We start from the raw sequence: 20,184 nt of genomic DNA, 5'->3' as shown, positions 1-20,184 counted from the left end.
GAAGAAGCTGTACCTTAGATGGCAGGCCTGGCTTGCTATTTTTTTCTTTGTTCTTTACTATTAATATAGTAGCGATTCTTTGATTACATAATTACCAATTAACTAGTAACTTACCCCGGTGTAATCAACTATAAAGGGAAAGGATGGTTGGCCATGTCCATGCCAGAAACGGAGAAGAACCAGGTCATTCAGAAGAACAATTACATCCCGAAGCAGCCTACCCATATCGAGTGCTCTATTGAAAAAACATTAGATGCGATCGGGGGAAAATGGTCCTTTCTAGTCCTGCGGGAATTGTTCGGCGGAACCAAGCGCTTCGGCGAGCTGCAAAAGAAAATAAAGGCCATCAGTCCCAAATCGTTAACCGAAACACTCCGCCATCTGGAGGAGCAAGGGGTTCTTGAACGTACCGCTTATCCGACTGTGCCCGTCACCGTAGAATACACGCTAACACCCAAAGGGCAGGATCTTCATCAAATACTGAAAGAAATGAAGCTGTGGGCCGCCAAGTGGTCCTAACATCCCCTGCTGACGAGGTGTAGAATGATAGCGTTTTACAAGAAATATTGGAAAACTGTTTTTGATATTGCCTTACTGCTGCTCACAGTATATTTGTTTATGCTGTTGTTCAGCTATTTGTATGGCATAGCCACACCGATTTTCCTCGCCTTTATCGTCTTTCTGATTATCGAGCCGTTCGCCCGCTTTCTTAACAGGAAAGGGGTAAGCAAGAGCATAGCCTCGGCTATTTCAACGATCGTGTTCATTCTTGTTATCCTGGGGGCGTTAACGGGAGTCGGCGTCATTTTTACAAGCCAAATCATGAATTTAAAAGAAAAGCTGCCGGAATACTCATCGATCCTGCAAAAGCAGCTGATTCTTAAGACAGAGCTTCTCCAGAGCCGTCTTGAATCCATGCCATCATTACCTGATGATATAGCCCAAAAAATAACGGAGTACTCCACACAAATTACGCAAAAATTGACCATGCTGGCCGGCCAGTTCTTGACCGGAACCTTCAACATGCTGACCAGCTTTTCGACCTTTGTCGTCAATTTTGTTATTGCTATCATTTTGGCCTATTTTTTAAGTATCGAGATAGAGTCATGGAAAAAAATCGCGAAGGAGAAAACGCCCAGAACTTTCAAGTCGGCCTTCACTTTTTTGCGGGAAAATGTTTTGAAGGGCATTATCGGGTACATAAAAGCCCAGGCCAAGCTGATCAGTCTGACCTTCATCGTCATTTTTGTCGCCCTGCTTGTTTTGGGGGTGAAAAACTCCTTTTCCATCGCCTTACTGTCAGCTATATTCGATGTGCTTCCGTTGCTCGGCGTTTCGACGTTGTTCATTCCATGGATCATCTACTTATTTGTCGTAGGACAAACCGTGCTAGCCATATGGCTGACTGCGCTGCTTGGGGTTGTCATCCTGGTGCGTCAAATTATGGAGCCCAAAATTACGGGGGACTCTCTCGGAGTATCGGCCTTCACCATGCTGTCCTTCATGATTATTTCGCTATCCTTATTCGGAGTCGCCGGGCTTCTCTTATCCCCGGTTTTGATCATCACGATCAAAGCGCTCTACGAACAGGGATACCTGCAGCGCTGGATTCGTTGGCCCGAAGGAGAATAATCCGGTGCGGTACCCAGTCTAGACAAAATAACCCCACAAAGTGGGGCATTGGCTTCGAAGCCGATTCAGGTACTTTGCGGGGAGCCCCGAAAGTTATAAATTCTATACTGTCTAGAAAGACTCGAACCTCCGTTCGGGTCTTTCTCTCATTTCGTGGATAAATATTTACGTTCCACACGGTCGGTGAACAGGTTCATTAAAAACAATGTGACCGCGATATCGTCAATGGGCAGATACGGCATCAAGTCGGGCATGACCCAATAGACGATAACCGGGACGGCAAACAGCAGCTTTTCGGATAAGGGCACTCTAGGAGAGGTAAGGATCGGCCCTATGCGGCGAAACACATGTCCCCAATATTTGAATGATAAAAGTCGTTTCCACATCTGTACTTCCTCCTGTAAGCGCGACTTCCCTATAGTATAACGAACTTTTCTTTAAAAACAAAAAGCCGTCCATCGGACGGCCTACACCCCACTAGCCATGGCCTCAAGTATCATTCGGGCAACGGCCTCATACATGGCGGGAAACTGGGAAAGAGGCAGCGGATTTACGCCAAGCCCCGCTTCGATCGTAAAGCCCGGCCGCCGAAATTCCTGGATGAACCAATCTTTATATCCTGCGTCGCTATCCGTTAACTTAATAGGGATATAGCCGCTCACGAGGGAGAGCCTGCAGGCCATCTCCTCCGACTCAGGCGGTTCCAAATCACGATAATTCCAATAAATTTCTTCCCCCTGAGTATGCAGCGCAAGGACCATCCGAAAATCACGGCTTCGCGTAAGCTCTGCGATAGCACAAGCTTCTGGCTCACTGAGCGGCTGCTCACCTCCGTAATCCCTGGGTCCTGGCGCCGTTACTCCTCTGCGTTCCTTTTCCTCCCCCCAGCCTGCAGGAAACTGGTCATTAAGATCGACGCCCCTGGCATTCGCCTTCCAGCCGGAGAAATCGGCGGAGCCATGGTTCCAATCCAGCAATTGGGCATATATCGGGGACTCTGGAGCCATTCGTCCGTGTACTAGCTCAACCCCGTCGGGATTAACCATAGGAACGACCCAAAGCGTCGTCTGCCCAAGCAGCTGATCAACATCCATTCCATACAGGCTCTCCTTATTTGCGCACGCTTGGGCCAGATCTTCAACGAATTTCATTACCAATAGCGACGTAATCCATTCATTGGCATGAAAGGATGCATTGACATGAATAGGACAATCTCCCGTTCCGATCCGAAGCACGGGTATGCTTTTGCCGAGAACACTTCTTCCTGCATGACCCGCTTCAAGAAAGGAATAACGCTGCTCAAGCTCCGCGATATCTGCCAAAAGCTCTTCATAGCCGTATACTTGGCTCGTATCTACGATACACCTCTTCATAGTCCGCCCCCTTGGCTATCATCTGAAGCTATATCAAATACATATGTATGCCATGCAAAGGCTGCCGATGATAACACCCTGCGACATATCCCCCCTCGTTTTATCCATAAAAATAAGACAGACAAGCCGGGACATTCCCAGCCTGCCTGTTCGGAATCAAATGATATGCGGGACTTGCCATACAACAGGAGATACACGAATCTGCTCATTCAGCCAAGATTGTGCAATCTGCTTAAACAGCACAGGATCCCCGCTGCACAAAAATTGATGAATCGGAATCGAATTGGAGGTCGCCAGCATTCCTTTGTGGTACAGGATGGTGCTAATTTCTCTGGCTGTCTCGTCCGCCGAGCTGATCAGCGTTACATCGGGTCCCATCACATCCGAGATCGCATCGGATAAGAACGGGTAATGCGTACAGCCAAGGATCAGGCAATCCATCGGCTCACTCTTCAGACGCTGAAGCGACTGTTCTACGACCGAGCGGGTATGTTCCGTGTAAAACTGCCCCGATTCTACCAACGAGGCGAGCTTGGGACAAGGCTCACTGACCACCCGAACGTAAGGCGAGATTTGGCGCAGAGCATACTCATATGCGTTGCTTTTGATAGTCCCTTCCGTTCCGATAACGCCGATCACACCGTTACGCGTCGTCTTGATTGCAGCGCGAGCGCCCGGGTGGATAACGCCGACCACAGGAATAGACAAACGTGCGCGAATTTCGTCTAATGCGACAGCAGTTGCGGTATTGCAGGCGATAACTACCATTTTCGGCTGAAACTGCAATAAATAATCAACAATTTGATGCGTATATTGAACCACTTCATGTGGAGCTCTGGGTCCGTACGGTGCCCGAGCGGTGTCGCCAAAATAAATGATCTTCTCTTGTGGGAGCTGACGCATGACTTCCTTCACTACGGTCAGCCCGCCTACCCCGGAATCCAGAATGGCTATCGCTTGCTGCACTAGTGTTCGCTTCCTTTGACTGTGAATTGATAATACGCTGCATGCCTCTAATAGAGTATGATGGTAGAAGAAGAAAGGTACCAGCAAACAAAGCTAGACCAGCGCCAATTCATCATACCAGAGGGAAACCGGGCCCATCCATCATGCGAAGCTGAAGAAACGTTATCATTTGGCTGACGCCGGTATATCGCTTAAAAGGGCAAATTCATAGCCTGCCTCACGCACGCCTTTAATTATGCGGTCCAGAGCCTGAATATTCTCCTCCGAGCCTTGATGCATCAGAATAATGTTGCCGTCATGCAAATTATTCATGATATCGTTGTAAGGATCGTCCGCCCCGTTCTTCCTCGGCTCCCAATCCCTCATGGCCGTAGACCAGAATACCGAAGTATATCCCATCTCGGAAACCAGGCTCAACAAATGCATATTGTAGCTCCCGTAAGGAAACCGGAAGTAAGGCTGAATGTCTTGTCCGGTTACTTCTTTATACAGCTTCTCGTAATCCTGTATTTCCTTTTTTACCTGTGCATCCGTCTGCTTATTCATATCCGTATGCGTCATCGTATGGTTGGCGACAAGGTGCCCGTCCGCTACAAGCTGACGAACAAAATCAGGATCCTTCTTCACGTTATAGCCTGCAATGAAAAAGTTAGCTTTCGCATCGTTATCCTTCAACGATTTGAGCAGCAGCTCCGTATCTCCCATCGGACCTCCCGTATCAATCGTCAAATATACTTTTTTCCCTGTGCCGACCCAGAGTGCCTTCATATCTTTGGTAAAAGATTTCGTTTCATTCGGAAATGAAGGAACCTGTCCCTTCGGTTTCTTCATGTAGTACCACGAAAGAGCCTTCTTATCGTTAGCCGATGCAGACTTGGTTCCCGTGCCCGATTGGTAGGTCGCCGACACGGCCGTTTCCGGTTTGGGAGCAGCGGCTTCCTTGACCGGCTCAGGCGATGCAGTAACAGACGGCGCAGCCGTCGGGCCGGGTTCTGCCTTGGCATCAGCCGCTGAGGAGGACCCTGCGGCCGGGGCTTGCGAGCCTGCGGCCGGGGTCGGCTGGGCAGCAGGAGTATGGCTGGATGCTTCGCCTGACGGCAGCGGCTTCTCCCCTGCGGAAGAGGTAGGGTTAGAGTTTGAACAAGCCAAAGTCGTCCATACGAGGCAAAAGATTACTGCAAAAGCACCTATCCTTGAGCTGTTCATCATCATCGATGTCCCCTTTAAGTAAAATGATCACACATTCAAACGGCAACTGCTTGTCCCGAAAGTTATGCAAAGACGGCAATGCGAATTTTTGTTCGTATATATTTTACCAAATACACCTACTTGTGACAATGAAATTCCGATGATATCAGATAAGCTGTCCGGATGCGATGAGCTTGTACAGCAGCATTTAGGCTGGAGGGGCATGTCAATCGTGTAGAGCAGATGGCTGACGAGCCACATAATGTAACATATCGGATTGTTCATAGCGGGAAGGTGCTGCTAATGAAAATTGATCTTGGATGCGGGACGCAGAAGAATCCCGGATTTATCGGAATTGACAAGAAAGATGGACCCGGTGTCGATATTGTATGTGATATCCTGCAGGGCATTCCTCTGCCGGAGGACTCGGCGGATTGCTTATTTGCGGTTCATTCGCTCCCCTACATAGATCCTCTGCTGGATACTATGAAGGAAATATACCGGATATGTAAGCACAAAGCTATTGTATGCATCGTCGCTCCTTATGCGCACACCTACTTTCATGCGGCTAATCCGCATTACAAAAGCTGGTTCAATGAATACAGTCCTTTCTATTTCACCGGCCGCCTTCTAAGGGAAACCTATTTGAGAGAGCTGATAACCCCCTATGCATTCCCATCGCATGATATGGATCGGGAGCCAACTGACTACGATTTTCAGCTCTTGAGGATGGAGTTCTTCTATTCCATGCCCTTCAAGACCAACATGTACGACGAGGAGGAACGCACAATTGTAAGGCATATTCAACCGAACGTCGTCGACGAAATTATGTACCATTTTCTAGTGGTAAAGCAGCCGCTTACCGTTGATGAAATCGAAGATATGGCTATGAGGAGTCTGGAGGAGCCTATGCAAATAACAAATCGCCGCCGGGAACGGCCGGAATCCGTGCAAGAGTTTGATGCAGGCCAGCTCCTGGAGAAGACCCCCTCTTTAAACGATACCCCGCCCCCTGTCATTCACAAGCGAAGCTCATCTAAGACAAAGTCATCTTTACGCCATAAGAAAACCGGTATGACCAAAGGAAGACGCATGATAAAAAAACAAAAAGCCAAAAACGGAACGAAATGATCTTGATTTTCGTTCCGTTTTTGCTTGACGTCAGCTATTCTTCCTCTTCCACGACAATGACTTCCGTTCGGTTTGATCGGGCTGCTGCCCTAAACACGGCCCCCGATTCTGCGGTATATTCATATTCTGCTACCGCGTCGTTTGCAAGATGCCTGTTGGCATGAATGGCTTCCACCCGGAACTGGATGACGGCTTCATCCCCTGGCTGTAACGTACCAAGTGGAATTCCCCCTTCAGGAGTAAGCTCTGACTGAATCGTTCCGTTGACTTTGACACTGCCTTGAATGAACGAGCTGCCGCTCTGTAAAAGATCCGACACCCTTATCTGCCTAGCTTCAAAAGGGCCGACGTTCCGAACGGTTATGGTGTATTCTATACTGTCTCCTACCGTGACTTCCCTCACATTGGCATGCTTCGTAACACGAAGCAGCGATTCCAATACCGTAACCGAAGCCGAAGCGGTGACCGGATCGGTCTGCCCGGACTGAGCTCTGACAGAATTCGTAATTACAGAACCTGCCGCTGCCGTATCGGGTATGGTGAACAGCGAGGTAATAATACCAAAGGCTTGAGCCAAAACCCGGACATTCTCCGGTAATGTATCAATCCGATTGTTCAGACCGAGCAGCGGGTCCACTATCGTCACCGGAGAGAGTCTAACATTGCCTTCATTCGCGATTCGGATGAGGAAGGTGACGGTTTGCCCCGGCCGTGCCTCGTTCGGTACGGCGATTTTGCTTAACCCCAGCTTGGGAGCCGCACCAACTGTCACCGATGCAGACGCTTGCTGCGGCGGTGTTTGATCTGAAAGCGCAGTAACCGTGTTGCGAATGATGGAGCCGGCTGCTGCCGTAGACGGAATCACAAAGCCGACGACCAGTTCAACAAAGGCGCCTGCCGGGATGCTCGTGACCCATTCGGATATTCCCAGTAACGAATCTACAAACCGTACATTCGTGATATCGGCGTTTGATTGGTTGCGAAGCATGACAGTATAGTGAACGATCTCGCCGGGAACGGCGGAAGGTTTATCGACGCTCTTCTCCAACGATAGACTAAAGCCTGGTTCCACAATGACGGAAGCGGAGGTCTGATCCGCGGCAAGTTGATCCGTCTCGACGGTGACCGTATTTACGAAAACGGCTCCTGCTGGAGCATCTAAAGGTATGGTAAAGGGCTGCTTGATGACTTCGGTCGCTCCGACAGCCAGAAAGGGCAGAGTGGCATCGAGCCCGATCAGCGTATCAGTGATATGAACCCCGGTCAGCGGTGTATTTCCGACATTGGTCACCGTCACGGAGTAGATGACCGTTTCCCCTGGGAAGGCGCTCGCCACATTCGTTGTTTTATCGATATCGATCCGCGGGTCGGCAAGCACGGTGACCGTGGCGCTGGCTTCCAGAGTCTCCGTTTGGTCGGATATAACGGTCGTTGTATTGACGATGCTGCTGCCCGCAAGCTCCGTCGCAGGAACGATGAAGGTGCCGGTGAGGACCCGTGTTTCACCAGATCCCAGCTCATCGAACCGCACCTCCAGACCGATCAGCGGATCGGACACCGTAACGCCTGTCAAGGTCACCCCGGTTCCATTCACGATAGTAATGGTATATTGAATGGCATCTCCCGGTGCGGCAAGGGTACGATCCGCTGTTTTGGCAATGGTCAATCCAACGGGAGGATCGATCGCCACTTGCTGTGGCTTCTTGTGGCGGTGTTTGATCGGAAACGGCGACAGCCGTATTCACCAGCACGGTCTGGGAAGGAGCTCCGGCTGGAATCGTGAATGGGACGGTGAAGGATTGAGTCCCGCCAACCGCAAGCAGCGAAAGGGTCGTATGGAAGCCGATAATCGGATCATCGATGGTGATATTCGTGAGCGGGATATTTCCGCCATTGTGCACGGTAATCGTATATTGAATCGTTCCTCCCGGGAGGACAAGATCAATATCGGAGGTCTTATCAATCGTCAATAGAGGCGCAGCAAGGACGACGACCGCCGTCTCATCGGATGCCGGCTCGGTCTCCGCCGTTGTTACCGTAGCCGTGTTGCGGATTTGAACACCGGCAGGCGTGTTCTCCGGTATGGTAAAGAAGGCTCTAAAGTCGACCGCTTCGCCGGGAACAAGCTTGGCAATCGATTCGTTCAAGCCGATGTCAGGGTCGATAATGACCAGGTTGGTCAGATCGGCCCCGCCCGTATTTCTGACAACGATCGTATAAGACACCACTTCGCCGGGGGAAGCGCTGGATGGTTCCACTGATTTGAAAATATCGACACCGAACGTAGGAAGAACGGAAATGGCTGCCTCTGCCTCCAGCGGCTCCGTTTGATCGGATACAACAACAGCCGTATTGGTTATTACGGTACCGGCCGGGACTGTCAGCGGGACGGTAAACGAAATATCGAAGGTTTGTACTTCGTTCGGCTGCAGCAACGGCACAATGGTTTGGAATGATAACGCAGGATCGGTAATCCTTACATTCGTTAACGGAATGAGCCCGGTGTTGACGACGCTTATTGTATAGAGGACTGTGCCTCCCTGTTGGATATGAGAATGATTGACCGTCTTCGTAAAGCCTATTGAAGGCTCCGCAACAATAGTCAAAGTAGCCGCATCCATTGCGGTTAGCCGTTCTCCGCTTGTTAGCGATTCCGCAACGGCAGTATTGACAATCGTCTGACCCGCCTGAACGATGTCAATCGAAACTGGAATATCCAGTAAGAAAGCATCTCCTGCCTTCATATCTCCAATAGTTAAATGAAGCTGGAGCGTTGCATCCATCAAGATAACGTTAGTTAATGTCGTAAGCCCGCTATTGAACACTTCAATGGTGTACACGACCACGTCTCCCGGCCTTGCGATGTCCGGAGATACGCTCTTCCTGATTCCGAGACTTCCCGGCTCCGGCAGCACGATTACGGTAGAGCTGTCAGAGATAGGCGGAGTTTCATTCGTCGAAGCTGTTACCGTATTCTCGATAACGCCGTTATGCACAAAGCTCGGATCAAACGTCAGTACATATTGGATCGTTCTCGTCTCGCCAATCCCCAAAGTAAAAGGCAGCTCGGAGATCGGAACCAGATGATACTGCAAAGTAACGTTCGTTAACGGCACATTGCCGGTATTGGTGACTTCGACGGTATACACGATGGGCGTAGAAGGCGTCGCCGCCGCCCGATCCGGTATTTTCACTATTTGTATCGAGGGCAATGCGGTAATAACCACAACAGCCTCGGCTTCCGCCGACACCCCTTCGTCCGTCGTAACGGCAGATAGGTTGATAAGAGTCTCTCCGCCCTGCAGCGGCGGTACGACAAAAGGAACTTGGAATACGACGGACTCTCCTGGAGGAAGCTCCGCAATATGCTCCTGAATCCTAAGAAGCCCGTCGGTGATGACTACATTATGTAAAAAAGCATCTCCATTATTCGTTACCGTAATGGAATAATGAATCACGTCACCCGGCAGCGCTTCAATCCTATCGACTTGCTTGGTTATTTGCACGCTCGACGTTAGCGATCTGCGATTCGAAATCGTAGTGAACGAATAGCCTTCCAGAAACAGCACCAAAGGCTCGTTTGGTTCAAAGCCCGGAGGGGTTATTTCCTTAAGGGTATATTCTCCCGGGGGAACCAGGATGACGGCAATGCCGTTGGCATCCGTAATGACGCTTTGAACAAGATTGCCTGCACTATCAAATACGTCGAATTGACGTTCGGTATGGGGGTTTGCGTTACTACATCGATCTTCTGTATAAAGTTCTCCGATATCTCCGGTATATTGAAAAACTCCAGGAAAGTAACGCTTCCCGGAAACAATTCAACAAAATGCTCGTGAAATTCCGGGAAAAACCCGGGCGGAGGCGCAATTTCCCTAACGATATATCTTCCTGACGGCAATTGAAGCTTCGCTCTTCCTTCGAAATCCGTAACCACTTCAAGCAGGATTTGACCCTGTTCATTAAAGATTCCGAATATCGCGTCTAGGAGCAGTCTTCCGGTGTTTCGATCGATTTTTATAATTTCAATGGTGGAGGTCACAAAAAAATCCCGCAGAACCGCGACTCCGTAAGGCCCATTCCCTACGGGAATGCTTTGGATCGGGAATCGGCCTATGGTATCGATAACTGTCAATAAACGATTGTTGGGCTCGACCACATAGGCCAGGCTTTGGAAAGGGTCGAATACCACACCCGCCGTTGGCCCGGAGAGCGGGATGAATCCCGATACCGTATTGGTGAAGGTGTCGATCACAATAACATTCGAACCTCCGGCATCCGTCACATAGACCGTCGTGCCATCAGGAGAAACCGCTGCAAACAATGGTGTCGTTCCGGCCGGAATCGTTGTGATCACGGTATCGGTTACCGCATCGATCACCGTAACGGTCCCGTCCCCCGAATTTGCCACATACACCCGTGAGCTGTCCGGCGTGACGGCAACTCCATTCGGCGCACTGCCCACAGGAATCAACGTCAGGACCGAATTCGCAGCCGTATCGATGACCGCTACAAAGCCGCTATCCAGCGTAATGTAAGCCCGGCTGCCGTTGTTCGCAAAAGCCCCCTGATTAGGCAAACCGCTTAAAGGAATGGTGTCGATCACAGAGTTTGACGGCGTCCCGATGACCGAAATCGAAGGATTTCCGCGATTCAGGGCATACACCGTCTGCTCATCGGGAGAAATGGCAATCCCGGAAGGGTTACTGCCTACCAGAATGGATTGAAATGCGAATTGCACGTTCACGTCAAGCCTGCGTTTGTGACATAGACCGAAGGCGGACCGAGATGAGGCGCAACGACTGGAATTTGCGGATTGACATCAACCGGAATAAATGCCATGACGGTATTGAATTCCGTGCTGACGACAGCTACAGTGTTATCCAGCGAGTTGGCCACATAAACAATGGACATAATAGCCTCCTCCTCTACATGATCTTCTGCAAAAACCCGCTGCATCAGACTTGATACATGGAGGCATGGCCTGATACTACCGCACTTCGGCGCAAAAAAACTCCCTCCAGCATTGCGCTGAAAAGGGAGTTCAATCGGATCATTTAGACAAACTTGGGAAGCCAGTTACCGTGAGCCTCGATCAAATCGTCGCACATAGCGACAATGTCGTCAATGGACAGCTCCGCCGCCGTATGAGGATCGAGCATAGCTGCATGATAAATATGCTCCTTCTTGCCGGTTATCGCCGCTTCCAATGTCAGCAGCTGCGTGTTGATGTTCGTACGGTTCAGCGCAGCCAGCTGCGGCGGAAGATCGCCTACATAGGTCGGTGTTACGCCGTCGGCATCCACAAGGCAGGAAACCTCGACGCAGGCTTCTTTCGGCAGGTTCGTAATTAAGCCGGTGTTCATCACGTTGCCGCCGATTTTGAACGGCACGTTCGTTTCCATCGCATCGAAGATATAGGAGGCATACTCTTTGGAGCGCTTATGCTCCAGGCTTTTGTTATTGACAATCTCGTCACGAATCGTCTTCCACTTATCGATTTGACGAATGCAGCGGCGGGGATATTCATCCAATGGAATGTTGAACCGTTCGATCAATTCAGGATAATTGCGTTTAATGAAATATGGATGGTACTCGGCGTTATGCTCAGAGGATTCCGTCACATAGTAGCCAAAACGGAACATCAGCTCATAGCGCACCATATCCTTATGAGTTTCCTTCTGCTTCTCGCGGGCGCGGCGTTTGATTTCCGGATACAGATCGACGCCATCCTTCGTGACTTCCAAGAGCCATGCCATATGATTGATGCCCGCAATTTTCCAATGAACGCCTGTCGAATCCATCTCCAGGTTTTTGAACAGATGCGATACGCAGCCCTGAACGCTGTGGCACAAGCCTACGGTCTTTACCCCGCCGTACGTAATCATAGCGTTGGTAAGAACCGCCATCGGGTTCGTATAGTTCAGGAACCAGGCGTCCGGACATACCTCTTGGATATCCTTGGCAAAATCAAGCATGACCGGAATGGTCCGCAGATTGCGGAAAATGCCGCCGATCCCGACGGTGTCGGCAATCGTCTGGCGTAAGCCGTATTTCTTCGGAATTTCAAAATCGGTAATCGTACACGGATCGTAGCCGCCGACTTGAATGGCGTTGACGACGTACTTGGCGCCGCGGAGAGCTTCTTTACGGTCCGTATACGCTTTTACCACACACGTGCTGCCGGTAGTTGCCTTAAGGTTGTTCAGCATGTTCTCCGAATCCTTCAACCGTTCCAGATCGATATCGAACAACGCCAGCTCAAAGCCCTGCAGCGATGGGGTCAGCATGCAATCCCCAAGCACGTTTTTAGCAAATACGGTACTGCCTGCTCCAAGAAAAGTAATTTTGGACATGTTTCTTCCTCCCCTATTTCCCAAGTTAAGTCTTACTACCTTACCTAGACTATACTTGCCGGAACCGGAAATGCATATGGAGACAAACCACTTTTACATGGATAATTGTAGTTTCGTTTCACCGGCTGTTCTGACGCTCGACGGCTAGCAGCAATAGATGCAATATCGTTATGAGAGTAAAGGCTATCAACGCAAGGAACGGGATCGTAATAAAGCCCAGCCAATTAATATAGTCGACATCGCACGGAACCGGTCCGCATCCGGTTGCCGCCTCTTTAAACCAAGAAGTCTTTTGCATCAAGTAATGATAGAGTGAAATGCCCATTCCCCATACACTGAGAGGAAGCACATAGAGGTACTGCTTCGTATCCTTGCGCACGGCCGCGATGGCTAGTATAATCACGAGAGGATACATAAGAATGCGCTGATACCAGCATAATTTGCAAGGCAAGAAATGCAAAACCTCGGAAAAATAGAGACTTCCGAGCGTGGCGACAAGAGCTACCACCCATGACAGATGTAGTGCATTTTCTTTTATAAATCGGTTCCCATTCATCTTAAACGGCTCTCTCCTCAAGTCATTAGTACCATACTTCTCCAAATCTTCTATCATCATATCAAAATTGATTGAGGTGTACCATATGAAGGCATCCTATCATTCCGTATCCTTTAATCCCCGTCCCGGCAAAGGCGAGCTGACGGTTCTTTTCAGCGGTCAATCCCAGACGAAGCCGCTGCACCGGGTCGGTCCCCAGGTGCTTGACTATTATCTCGTCCATTATGTTGTATCCGGGCACGGCACCTTCAGCTGCATGGGAACGGATTACCGTCTGGAGAAGGGGAGCAGCTTCTTTATCTTCCCCGGAGAGCTGGTCAGCTACGCTTCGGATGAGCAGGATCCTTGGTGCTACCGTTGGGTAGGGTTTAAGGGAAACAGGGCGGACGAATATTTAAGCGGATTCGGAATCTCCCCGCACCAGCCGGTGGCCTTAACCCAGAACCATCGTAAAATGCAGGCGCTGTATCATCAGATGGAGCTGACCATGCGCAGGAGGCAGCCGCATTGCGATATGCAGTGTGAAGGCTATTTGCGGCTGCTTCTGGCCGAATATGCACAGGAGCTCGGTCACGACAGCATCCCTAAGAAAGAAACCTCCGGCATCCAGCAGCAGATAGAGCAGGCGATTCGCTGGCTTACGCTGCAGTACCATCAGCCGATATCCATAGAATCGATGGCCCAAAGCCTCGGCTATCACCGTACGCATCTATCCAAAATGTTCAAGCAGCAGACAGGGCTCTCTCCCATGAATTTTCTGCTGAAAATCCGTATGGAGCGGGCAAAGCTTCTGCTGCAGGATGAGCTGACTGTCGAGCAGGTAGCCTCGTCCGTCGGATTCAGCGATCCCTTATATTTCTCCAAGCAGTTCAAGAAATGGTACGGCCGCTCTCCTTCGGATTACCGTCAGGATCAGACGATGAATCCATATGATTGCAGCCAATAAATCAACGCAAACAAGCGGGGCCTTGGCTTCAAAGCTTATCCAGGTACTTGGCGGGAAGCCCCGACATATATACAGAACAGCAGAGCGATTCTTCAGCCTGATGCCGATGAATCGCTCTGCTGCTATACCGAAAAGCTGTAAGCAACCTGACGGGCGTTGTCCGTAAGCAGCTCCTGCCATTGGGACTCGGGGACCAGATCGACAGCTGCCTTGATGGCGATGCGGCCAAAATCCAGTTCCGGCACCTGCTCCAACGTGAATCGGTCCGTAATTAACCGGCCCAGCAGGCCCGGGAACTTGGCTTCCATTTGCTGGAGCCGGTAGATTCCGGTTTCAAAGTCCTTTCGCGAGGCATTGACCGAGCCCAGCACGCATTTATTCTCCAGGACGAGCTCCTGGTTGATCATATCCGAAGAAATCTTCAGCGTCCGGCTGCCCGGCGTGACGCCTAACAAGGCAAGCACTCCGTTCGGGCTGAGTGCGGTCATCGCTTCGAATGCGAGCGGGCTGTAGCCCGTGCATTCGAATATCAGATCGGCGCGCTTGCCGCTCCGCTCCAGGAATCCGCTGAGCGTATCCGCGGATTCCTGGTCCGGCCCGCTTGCGCCGCCGGGCTCTCCCGCCTGCCGGTACTCGGCACCGCAGGCGCGAACCAGCTCCGCCGCCGGACTGTCGGCCGGCGACTTGGACCATACCACGGTGTCGAGTCCGAGACACCGTGAGGTGAAGGCCGCCAGCAGGCCGAGCGGCCCGGAGCCCAGTACCAGCACCGACCGGGGCTGCCAGATCAGACGTTGCTGAATGCGTCCGACTTCATCCCACACCTTTTCTACTATGCTTTGGGGCTCCGTGAGCACTCCGTAATGCAAGCAGGCCGGAGGCACCTTGACCAAATATCTGGCTTCCTCGACGTAGTACTCGGACAGATAGCCATGCCGGCCCTTAATCCCCCGTTCGACGTAATGGCCGGTCTCGCAAAAATCCGCATGGCCGTTGCGGCAGTTGACACACATCGGGTCATTGCACGGTCTTCTCACCAGCGCGCAGACCAAATCGCCTTTGGCAAGACCGTAAGCTTCGTCCGCCTCGATAACAACGCCAAGCGATTCGTGACCAATCGTCAGCCCGTTCTCTCCTTCCGGAGGGACGCCGTATTTCTCCGTCATTAACTCGCGGTCGGTACCGTCAAGACCGATGCACAGCACGCGCACCAGAACGTCATCAGGCTGCTTCCGCTCCGGCTGATCCACTTCCATCAGCTCAAGCCTTACTTGATCGCCTGCCGGATTTGCGGCGGTATTCCGATTGTCTTGCTTGGCTTGGTCGTGCGAGCCTTGTTCTGCTGCTGCCGATGCATTCGCATCTTTGCCGCTTCCCTCAGCCTGAGGCTGAAGTCCGTTCAAACGTACCGTCTTCATTGGGACGCTCCCGTGGTCTGCAGCAGCTTCGCGTCGCTGATGTCCTCTTTGCCGAACTGTTTATTTTGGAGGAGCTTCTTCTTGGATATATACTCCTGTACCACCTTGACGTAGGAGGCGTGCGACCAGGTGAGCGGCGAAACGGACAACGGAGCTCCTGTATAAGGATGAACCTGTTCCGCAAGAATACCCGTAGGCAGGGCATGCTTCATCGTCCAGCGGATCAAATCCTCCGCTTCCTTAAGCTCGCTCTCACTGCCTGCAACGGCTATAACCCACTCCGCGTACCAAAGCGTGCAGATAAACCACGGATTCCCCGGAACCTTGCCTATATCGTGAGTAACCTGATGATAATAATCGTCGGTGTACCGGCCTATTCCTCCTACCTCCGACTGAATCCACAGCTTCTCCCGAATCGCCTTCATCGTAGAGACAATCCGTGGATCATTAGCGGCGAACATCTCAAAGTCAAACAGAGCGTACAGGCTGGCGTCCAGCGTCATATCCGGCTCGTAGGTATTTTTCTCCCGATTCCAGTACAACGACCGAATAAAACGGTTCTCCTGCTCCGAAAACATATATTGCTCGACAGCGCTTTTCACCTTACCCGCCGCTTCCCGGAAATAGACCATCCGTGCTTTATCCTGGAAATGCTCGGCGAACTTGCTTGCCGCAAGCAGCCCCGCATAGACGCTCGCCACCGTGAAGGCATGAACGCCGTACCGTTCCTCCCACAGATCGTACGAAGGAAGAGGAAGCCCCGAAGCATCCCTATAGCTCGCCAGGAAGCCTGCAGCCGGAATGACGAATTTATCGTAGTCGTCTCTCGCGTTATCCAGTGTTTTGGCCAATTCATGATGATGCCACAGCGCGAACAGCACCAGGGCGGTCTCGTCCTCCTGAATCGGAAACTGCTTCTCTCCGGCCGGGTTCATCCATGGATGCCAGCTTGAGCCTACGGAGCCGTCCGGATTATACTTGTGCAGCAGGAAGCCGTCCTTCGTAATGGCTCGTTTGCAAAATTCAAAAAAACGGCTCGTCAGCGCCACATACCCCGATCTATCCAGCGCATGGGCAATCAACGCTCCATCCCTTGGCCACATATAGGAGTACGTATCCTTGGCAAACTTCAAAATATCCGAATCGTTCGCCGCTATAATAGCGCCCCGGTTATCCATATTCGCGCGCACAACGAGCAAGCTTCTTTTATAAAAGGATGCCATATCCTTATCTATCAGGCTCAGATCATGGCGATCCTTGGCAAGCCACTGTTCCCAGTAATTGTAGGTTCTTTGCAGAAACGCGTGAGGCGTCGCTTGGCGGATATTTTGCTCGATGCCGTTAATCTCATCCAGGCTTTTGCCGAAGCCAATCCAAAACCACGCCTCCGCCTTGCCGCTGGCTGGAACCTTGAGCTCCAGCTCTATCGTCCCGTCCACCGAGCCCTGTGCAATCGGGTTGCGGCCCAGCTGACCGTCCTCGGCATCTCTCCAGGTGCCTTCCATGCCATTCATTTCCTTCTGGCCTATGGCAAAGCTGGTGCAGCCGATGCCTTTCCCTCCTGCCCCGCTGCAGGATAGAGACAGGTAACGATGTCCTTTGTAAAAAATAAGTGACCGAAGATCCGGGTCATAGTACACCGTATCCCCCACACCATTTCCGTATAAGTGCAGGTCCAAATGAAAATAAAGCTTGACCACTCTCTCCTGCGGCCTCATATTCTCAACCACGACTTTACGTACGAGTACATTTTCCTGTACATCCACCCCATCGCGAAGCAGCAGCTTGAGTCCCAGCCGTTCATGAATCCCTTCCACATTGGTGACCATGGAATCGTTAAGATAAGAGGACTTGCGTACCAGCTCCGGATGGTCGATCCAGAAAAAGTCTTCCGCCGTCCATACGCCAAAGTGAGATAAATGATCCGCCGACTGATTCTCTTGCCCCACATAAGGGTAATACATATCGCGTAGGTTATAGCTTGTATCGAAATTTACCAGCACATTGCCATTACCCAAAGGTAAATCACGCGCCATACATTGCTCCTCCTTCCTATCTCTCCCTAATGTCCCCGAATACAAGCCTAATTTATGCAAATCAGCCTTAAAGTTCTTTAAGCACCAGTGAAGAAAACACAAAAAAAGCATGCAGCATCACACCGCATACTTCTTTTTTAACAACTGGCCAATATTTATTTGCGTTTACGGCCATGTTTGACCAAGGTCATCCGCCGCGAATGCCGCAGCCATGAATAGTAAGCTTTCAAATCACGCAACTGGATGTCTTCAGACACTCTTCCAAGGAAGGTGACGACAATCATTTTATGTAAAGGATTTCCCGCTATATCCACTTCGTCCTTGATGGTCATAAACTCGGCCACCATAACCAGATCTTCGTCGATTAAATACACGTCTTTTTCATTCTCGTAATAAGGCTTGATCCGTTCAAACTTTAATGCATCCCACAGATAGGAGCAAATGTGCTCAATGCCGCCTTGATCGGTCTCCACGCGTTCGGACCAGCGGGATATGGCATGGCTTGTTATGACGATATCTGCAATCTTATACCCGTTAAACGCCACATAAAAGGGCTCATAAGTGCTCCAACGGTTCATGACCTTATCTCTCATCTCCATGATCCCCCTTCATGATGATAATCAGCCCTTTATGCTAATGTAGTATTTATACTACAAACCGTCAAGATTTACTTTATTTTATTAATTATTTTTTAGATTCATGCCTAGTAACCCCTATATTTTTTTTTAAGAGCTATTTCTTTTCGGAAGCTTGTCCATTACAATAAACAAAGAAAGAGGTGATTTACAAAATGGGACAACCTATCCCTGAATTTGGTAAATTTTTAGAAGGCTTGCGCGGTTCCATGTCCTTAAGGGAAGCAGCTAAAAAAAGCGGTTTATCGCACGCATATATCCGTGATTTGGAGTTGGAAAAAAACCGGTCCACCAACGAAAAGATTACCCCTTCTCCCGATACTCTCAAAAAACTTTCCGACGCCTACTGCTACTCCTACACCGATTTGATGATCAAGGCCGGACACTTGAAAGCCCAGGACTTTAGTGACGCGCCGAGCACCAATATAGATATAGATTTGGCTACCGTCTATTATATTGAGGTAGGGACCAAAGACATTATGTACTGCAATCAAGCAACGAAAGTAAGACATAGCATCGATTCCTTACGAGACTTCAGCGAGTTCCTGGAAAAGCTGGACGATCTGGAGTTCAAAAAAGTGGACGCGGACGTCTACGCCAATTTCCAGCATATCCGCAAATATGATGAAAAGAACGGCCGGCTCTACTTCGATTCGAAGGGTGAAGGACTATTCGTCTCCATGTCCGCCCTGCGCCAACGCAAATACCACGATCTGATCCTGCGCAAAATCGCCAATAACAATCTGACCAGCCTAGAGTTTACCTTCGGCAAGACCGCCGGGATTAACCCTTCGTTTATTAAGGGGTAACTTATTCATTCGGAATACTATTGAAGAAATGATGGGACATTATGCCGACTCTACAGTTAGCTGTTTTTTATTTTTTCGGTTGGGCTTCATTGCTTTCTCTAGGTTTTGTTCTATTTCGTTTTCCCCTGAAGCCCTACTTCGTTCAGATCATACTTTCTTCCCTGTTACTGGACTATATCTCCGTTTTTCTGAGAAGCTTTGACAAAATCTACTTAATCGCAACTGTTCAGCCTATCTGTGCAATTTTGTGCTATAGGCTTCTTTTTCGCATTCGCCTAGTACCTTCTATTATCATTACGATTGTAGCGTACTCCATAAATTTTGCTCTGGAGTTTATCTTGAACATGGCTTTGGTTAAATTTAACGTTAGTCGATTTCTTGTTGTTATTCAGGACGGCACTTTTGCTATTGCAATCCTTATACTTGTTATCGATGTATTTTTATGTTACATACTATCAAAATACCGTATTGGTTTCTCTTTTTTATCTCAATATGATAAAGGGAGATTCCTATTCAAAAAACAGAACAAACCGTTTATGTACGCCTGCCTATTTGCATTAGCTTTTCTTTTGATTTCTAGTATTACTATATTTTATGTTCAACAATATGCTTTTTATTTTCAGTTAGCTGTAATCTTTGTATGGTTCATTGTGTTAAGGCTGTCTTATCAAAAGGAGCTGGCTGATTGATAGGTGAATGGGTAAATAAACTAATATGATAAATATATCATTGACATAGTGTTCGGCCTATTTGTACTATGAGTGCAATTAGGCTGATTTTATTTTTTAGGAATGGTGAATGAATGAGGCAGCTATGCGAACTTCTTATCTTCGCAGTAACTTGGACTTCTATGCTTTCTTTAAGTCTGGCACTATTTCGTTTAAAGTTTAGAAACTACATACCACAATTGACTCGATTGTCCTGCTATCTCAAATTACATACATCATTCAAAGCTTTCATTTGGCTAATAAGAAGGAAATTTCGGAGTAATTAATGAAGGGTTGGGCCTCATCCCTTATTGGCATCACTGTCTTACTATCGTCTATTTTGAAAAATCATTATGCTTTTCTATCACCTTATTATTATTGATCGTAAGCGTCATATTTCATTTATCTGATTTAAGGGAGATTGAGGATTA

The 20,184-nt window shown here is 49.6% G+C and carries 18 protein-coding genes; 5 read left to right on the top strand and 13 right to left on the bottom strand.

What is annotated here, in order from left to right; genetic code table 11:
* Positions 1–153: 153 nt before the first annotated feature.
* A complete protein-coding gene (locus ABEA66_RS23590) occupies positions 154–519 on the top strand; it encodes a winged helix-turn-helix transcriptional regulator (protein ID WP_079908574.1) in 366 nt (121 codons plus the stop codon).
* 24 nt (positions 520–543) lie between these two features.
* Positions 544–1,632 (top strand): sporulation integral membrane protein YtvI, encoded by a 1,089-nt coding sequence (ytvI, locus tag ABEA66_RS23585; RefSeq protein WP_345591341.1) that lies wholly within the window; start codon positions 544–546, stop codon positions 1,630–1,632.
* A gap of 146 nt (positions 1,633–1,778) precedes the next feature.
* Here the strand turns inward: ytvI and ABEA66_RS23580 are convergent, their stop codons facing one another.
* From ABEA66_RS23580 to ABEA66_RS23565, 4 genes are all read right to left on the bottom strand, one after another.
* A complete protein-coding gene (locus ABEA66_RS23580) occupies positions 1,779–2,018 on the bottom strand; it encodes a hypothetical protein (RefSeq protein WP_345591339.1) in 240 nt (79 codons plus the stop codon).
* Between the two features lie 81 nt (positions 2,019–2,099).
* On the bottom strand, positions 2,100–3,005 hold the full coding sequence (locus ABEA66_RS23575) for a M14 family metallopeptidase (RefSeq protein WP_345591337.1): 906 nt from the start codon (positions 3,003–3,005) through the stop codon (positions 2,100–2,102).
* 156 nt (positions 3,006–3,161) lie between these two features.
* Positions 3,162–3,971, bottom strand: a complete 810-nt coding sequence (gene racE / locus ABEA66_RS23570; protein WP_318780970.1) for a glutamate racemase — start codon at positions 3,969–3,971, stop codon at positions 3,162–3,164.
* 165 nt (positions 3,972–4,136) lie between these two features.
* Positions 4,137–5,183, bottom strand: a complete 1,047-nt coding sequence (locus ABEA66_RS23565; RefSeq protein ID WP_345591332.1) for a polysaccharide deacetylase family protein — start codon at positions 5,181–5,183, stop codon at positions 4,137–4,139.
* Between the two features lie 279 nt (positions 5,184–5,462).
* Between ABEA66_RS23565 and ABEA66_RS23560 the strand changes: the two genes are divergently transcribed.
* On the top strand, positions 5,463–6,290 hold the full coding sequence (locus ABEA66_RS23560; RefSeq protein WP_345591329.1) for a methyltransferase domain-containing protein: 828 nt from the start codon (positions 5,463–5,465) through the stop codon (positions 6,288–6,290).
* A 34-nt stretch (positions 6,291–6,324) separates the two neighbouring features.
* Here the strand turns inward: ABEA66_RS23560 and ABEA66_RS23555 are convergent, their stop codons facing one another.
* The 6 genes from ABEA66_RS23555 to ABEA66_RS23530 form a co-directional block, all read right to left on the bottom strand.
* On the bottom strand, positions 6,325–7,905 hold the full coding sequence (locus ABEA66_RS23555) for a DUF7507 domain-containing protein (protein ID WP_345591713.1): 1,581 nt from the start codon (positions 7,903–7,905) through the stop codon (positions 6,325–6,327).
* Complete coding sequence (locus ABEA66_RS23550; RefSeq protein WP_345591327.1) at positions 7,808–9,859, bottom strand: DUF7507 domain-containing protein; 2,052 nt, start codon at positions 9,857–9,859, stop codon at positions 7,808–7,810. The genes ABEA66_RS23555 and ABEA66_RS23550 overlap by 98 nt, the downstream gene beginning before the upstream one ends.
* Positions 9,860–9,891: 32 nt before the next feature.
* The gene (locus ABEA66_RS23545) at positions 9,892–11,037 is read right to left on the bottom strand and encodes a SpaA isopeptide-forming pilin-related protein (RefSeq protein ID WP_345591325.1); all 1,146 of its coding nucleotides are present in this window, start codon (positions 11,035–11,037) and stop codon (positions 9,892–9,894) included.
* Positions 11,034–11,204 carry a hypothetical protein gene (locus ABEA66_RS23540; RefSeq protein WP_345591323.1) on the bottom strand — a complete coding sequence of 57 codons (171 nt, stop codon included), beginning with the start codon at positions 11,202–11,204 and terminating at the stop codon, positions 11,034–11,036. Before ABEA66_RS23540 ends, ABEA66_RS23545 begins: the two co-directional genes overlap by 4 nt.
* A gap of 143 nt (positions 11,205–11,347) precedes the next feature.
* Positions 11,348–12,646 carry an alpha-glucosidase/alpha-galactosidase gene (gene melA / locus ABEA66_RS23535; RefSeq protein WP_345591321.1) on the bottom strand — a complete coding sequence of 433 codons (1,299 nt, stop codon included), beginning with the start codon at positions 12,644–12,646 and terminating at the stop codon, positions 11,348–11,350.
* A 118-nt stretch (positions 12,647–12,764) separates the two neighbouring features.
* Positions 12,765–13,202, bottom strand: coding sequence for a disulfide oxidoreductase (locus ABEA66_RS23530; RefSeq protein WP_345591319.1), 438 nt, complete (start codon positions 13,200–13,202; stop codon positions 12,765–12,767).
* 85 nt (positions 13,203–13,287) lie between these two features.
* On the opposite strand from ABEA66_RS23530, the gene ABEA66_RS23525 reads away from it, so the two are divergent.
* Positions 13,288–14,148, top strand: a complete 861-nt coding sequence (locus ABEA66_RS23525) for an AraC family ligand binding domain-containing protein (protein ID WP_345591318.1) — start codon at positions 13,288–13,290, stop codon at positions 14,146–14,148.
* 122 nt (positions 14,149–14,270) lie between these two features.
* Here ABEA66_RS23525 and ABEA66_RS23520 read toward each other — a convergent pair whose 3' ends face one another.
* From ABEA66_RS23520 to ABEA66_RS23510, 3 genes are all read right to left on the bottom strand, one after another.
* A complete protein-coding gene (locus tag ABEA66_RS23520; RefSeq protein WP_345591317.1) occupies positions 14,271–15,566 on the bottom strand; it encodes a glucose 1-dehydrogenase in 1,296 nt (431 codons plus the stop codon).
* On the bottom strand, positions 15,563–17,602 hold the full coding sequence (locus tag ABEA66_RS23515; protein WP_345591316.1) for a glycoside hydrolase family 15 protein: 2,040 nt from the start codon (positions 17,600–17,602) through the stop codon (positions 15,563–15,565). Before ABEA66_RS23515 ends, ABEA66_RS23520 begins: the two co-directional genes overlap by 4 nt.
* A 155-nt stretch (positions 17,603–17,757) precedes the next feature.
* Positions 17,758–18,195, bottom strand: a complete 438-nt coding sequence (locus ABEA66_RS23510; protein ID WP_079908562.1) for a hypothetical protein — start codon at positions 18,193–18,195, stop codon at positions 17,758–17,760.
* Positions 18,196–18,392: 197 nt separating this feature from the next.
* Between ABEA66_RS23510 and ABEA66_RS23505 the strand changes: the two genes are divergently transcribed.
* Entirely contained in the window at positions 18,393–19,046 is a 654-nt protein-coding gene (locus ABEA66_RS23505) for a helix-turn-helix domain-containing protein (RefSeq protein ID WP_079908561.1), read from the top strand.
* Positions 19,047–20,184: the final 1,138 nt, after the last annotated feature.

Origin of the sequence: Paenibacillus vulneris, assembly GCF_039543185.1 — a bacterium.
GTDB lineage: Bacteria > Bacillota > Bacilli > Paenibacillales > NBRC-103111 > Paenibacillus_S > Paenibacillus_S vulneris.
This window is presented reverse-complemented; position numbering and strand designations above follow the sequence as displayed.

Coding starts and splice junctions, on each gene's coding strand:
- ABEA66_RS23590 (WP_079908574.1), top strand. CDS start 154: ATGTCCATGCCAGAAACGGAGAAGAACCAGGTCATTCAGAAGAACAAT.
- ytvI (WP_345591341.1), top strand. CDS start 544: ATGATAGCGTTTTACAAGAAATATTGGAAAACTGTTTTTGATATTGCC.
- ABEA66_RS23580 (WP_345591339.1), bottom strand. CDS start 2,018: ATGTGGAAACGACTTTTATCATTCAAATATTGGGGACATGTGTTTCGC.
- ABEA66_RS23575 (WP_345591337.1), bottom strand. CDS start 3,005: ATGAAGAGGTGTATCGTAGATACGAGCCAAGTATACGGCTATGAAGAG.
- ABEA66_RS23565 (WP_345591332.1), bottom strand. CDS start 5,183: ATGATGATGAACAGCTCAAGGATAGGTGCTTTTGCAGTAATCTTTTGC.
- ABEA66_RS23560 (WP_345591329.1), top strand. CDS start 5,463: ATGAAAATTGATCTTGGATGCGGGACGCAGAAGAATCCCGGATTTATC.
- ABEA66_RS23540 (WP_345591323.1), bottom strand. CDS start 11,204: ATGTCCATTGTTTATGTGGCCAACTCGCTGGATAACACTGTAGCTGTC.
- melA (WP_345591321.1), bottom strand. CDS start 12,646: ATGTCCAAAATTACTTTTCTTGGAGCAGGCAGTACCGTATTTGCTAAA.
- ABEA66_RS23530 (WP_345591319.1), bottom strand. CDS start 13,202: ATGAATGGGAACCGATTTATAAAAGAAAATGCACTACATCTGTCATGG.
- ABEA66_RS23525 (WP_345591318.1), top strand. CDS start 13,288: ATGAAGGCATCCTATCATTCCGTATCCTTTAATCCCCGTCCCGGCAAA.
- ABEA66_RS23520 (WP_345591317.1), bottom strand. CDS start 15,566: ATGAAGACGGTACGTTTGAACGGACTTCAGCCTCAGGCTGAGGGAAGC.
- ABEA66_RS23515 (WP_345591316.1), bottom strand. CDS start 17,602: ATGGCGCGTGATTTACCTTTGGGTAATGGCAATGTGCTGGTAAATTTC.
- ABEA66_RS23510 (WP_079908562.1), bottom strand. CDS start 18,195: ATGAGAGATAAGGTCATGAACCGTTGGAGCACTTATGAGCCCTTTTAT.
- ABEA66_RS23505 (WP_079908561.1), top strand. CDS start 18,393: ATGGGACAACCTATCCCTGAATTTGGTAAATTTTTAGAAGGCTTGCGC.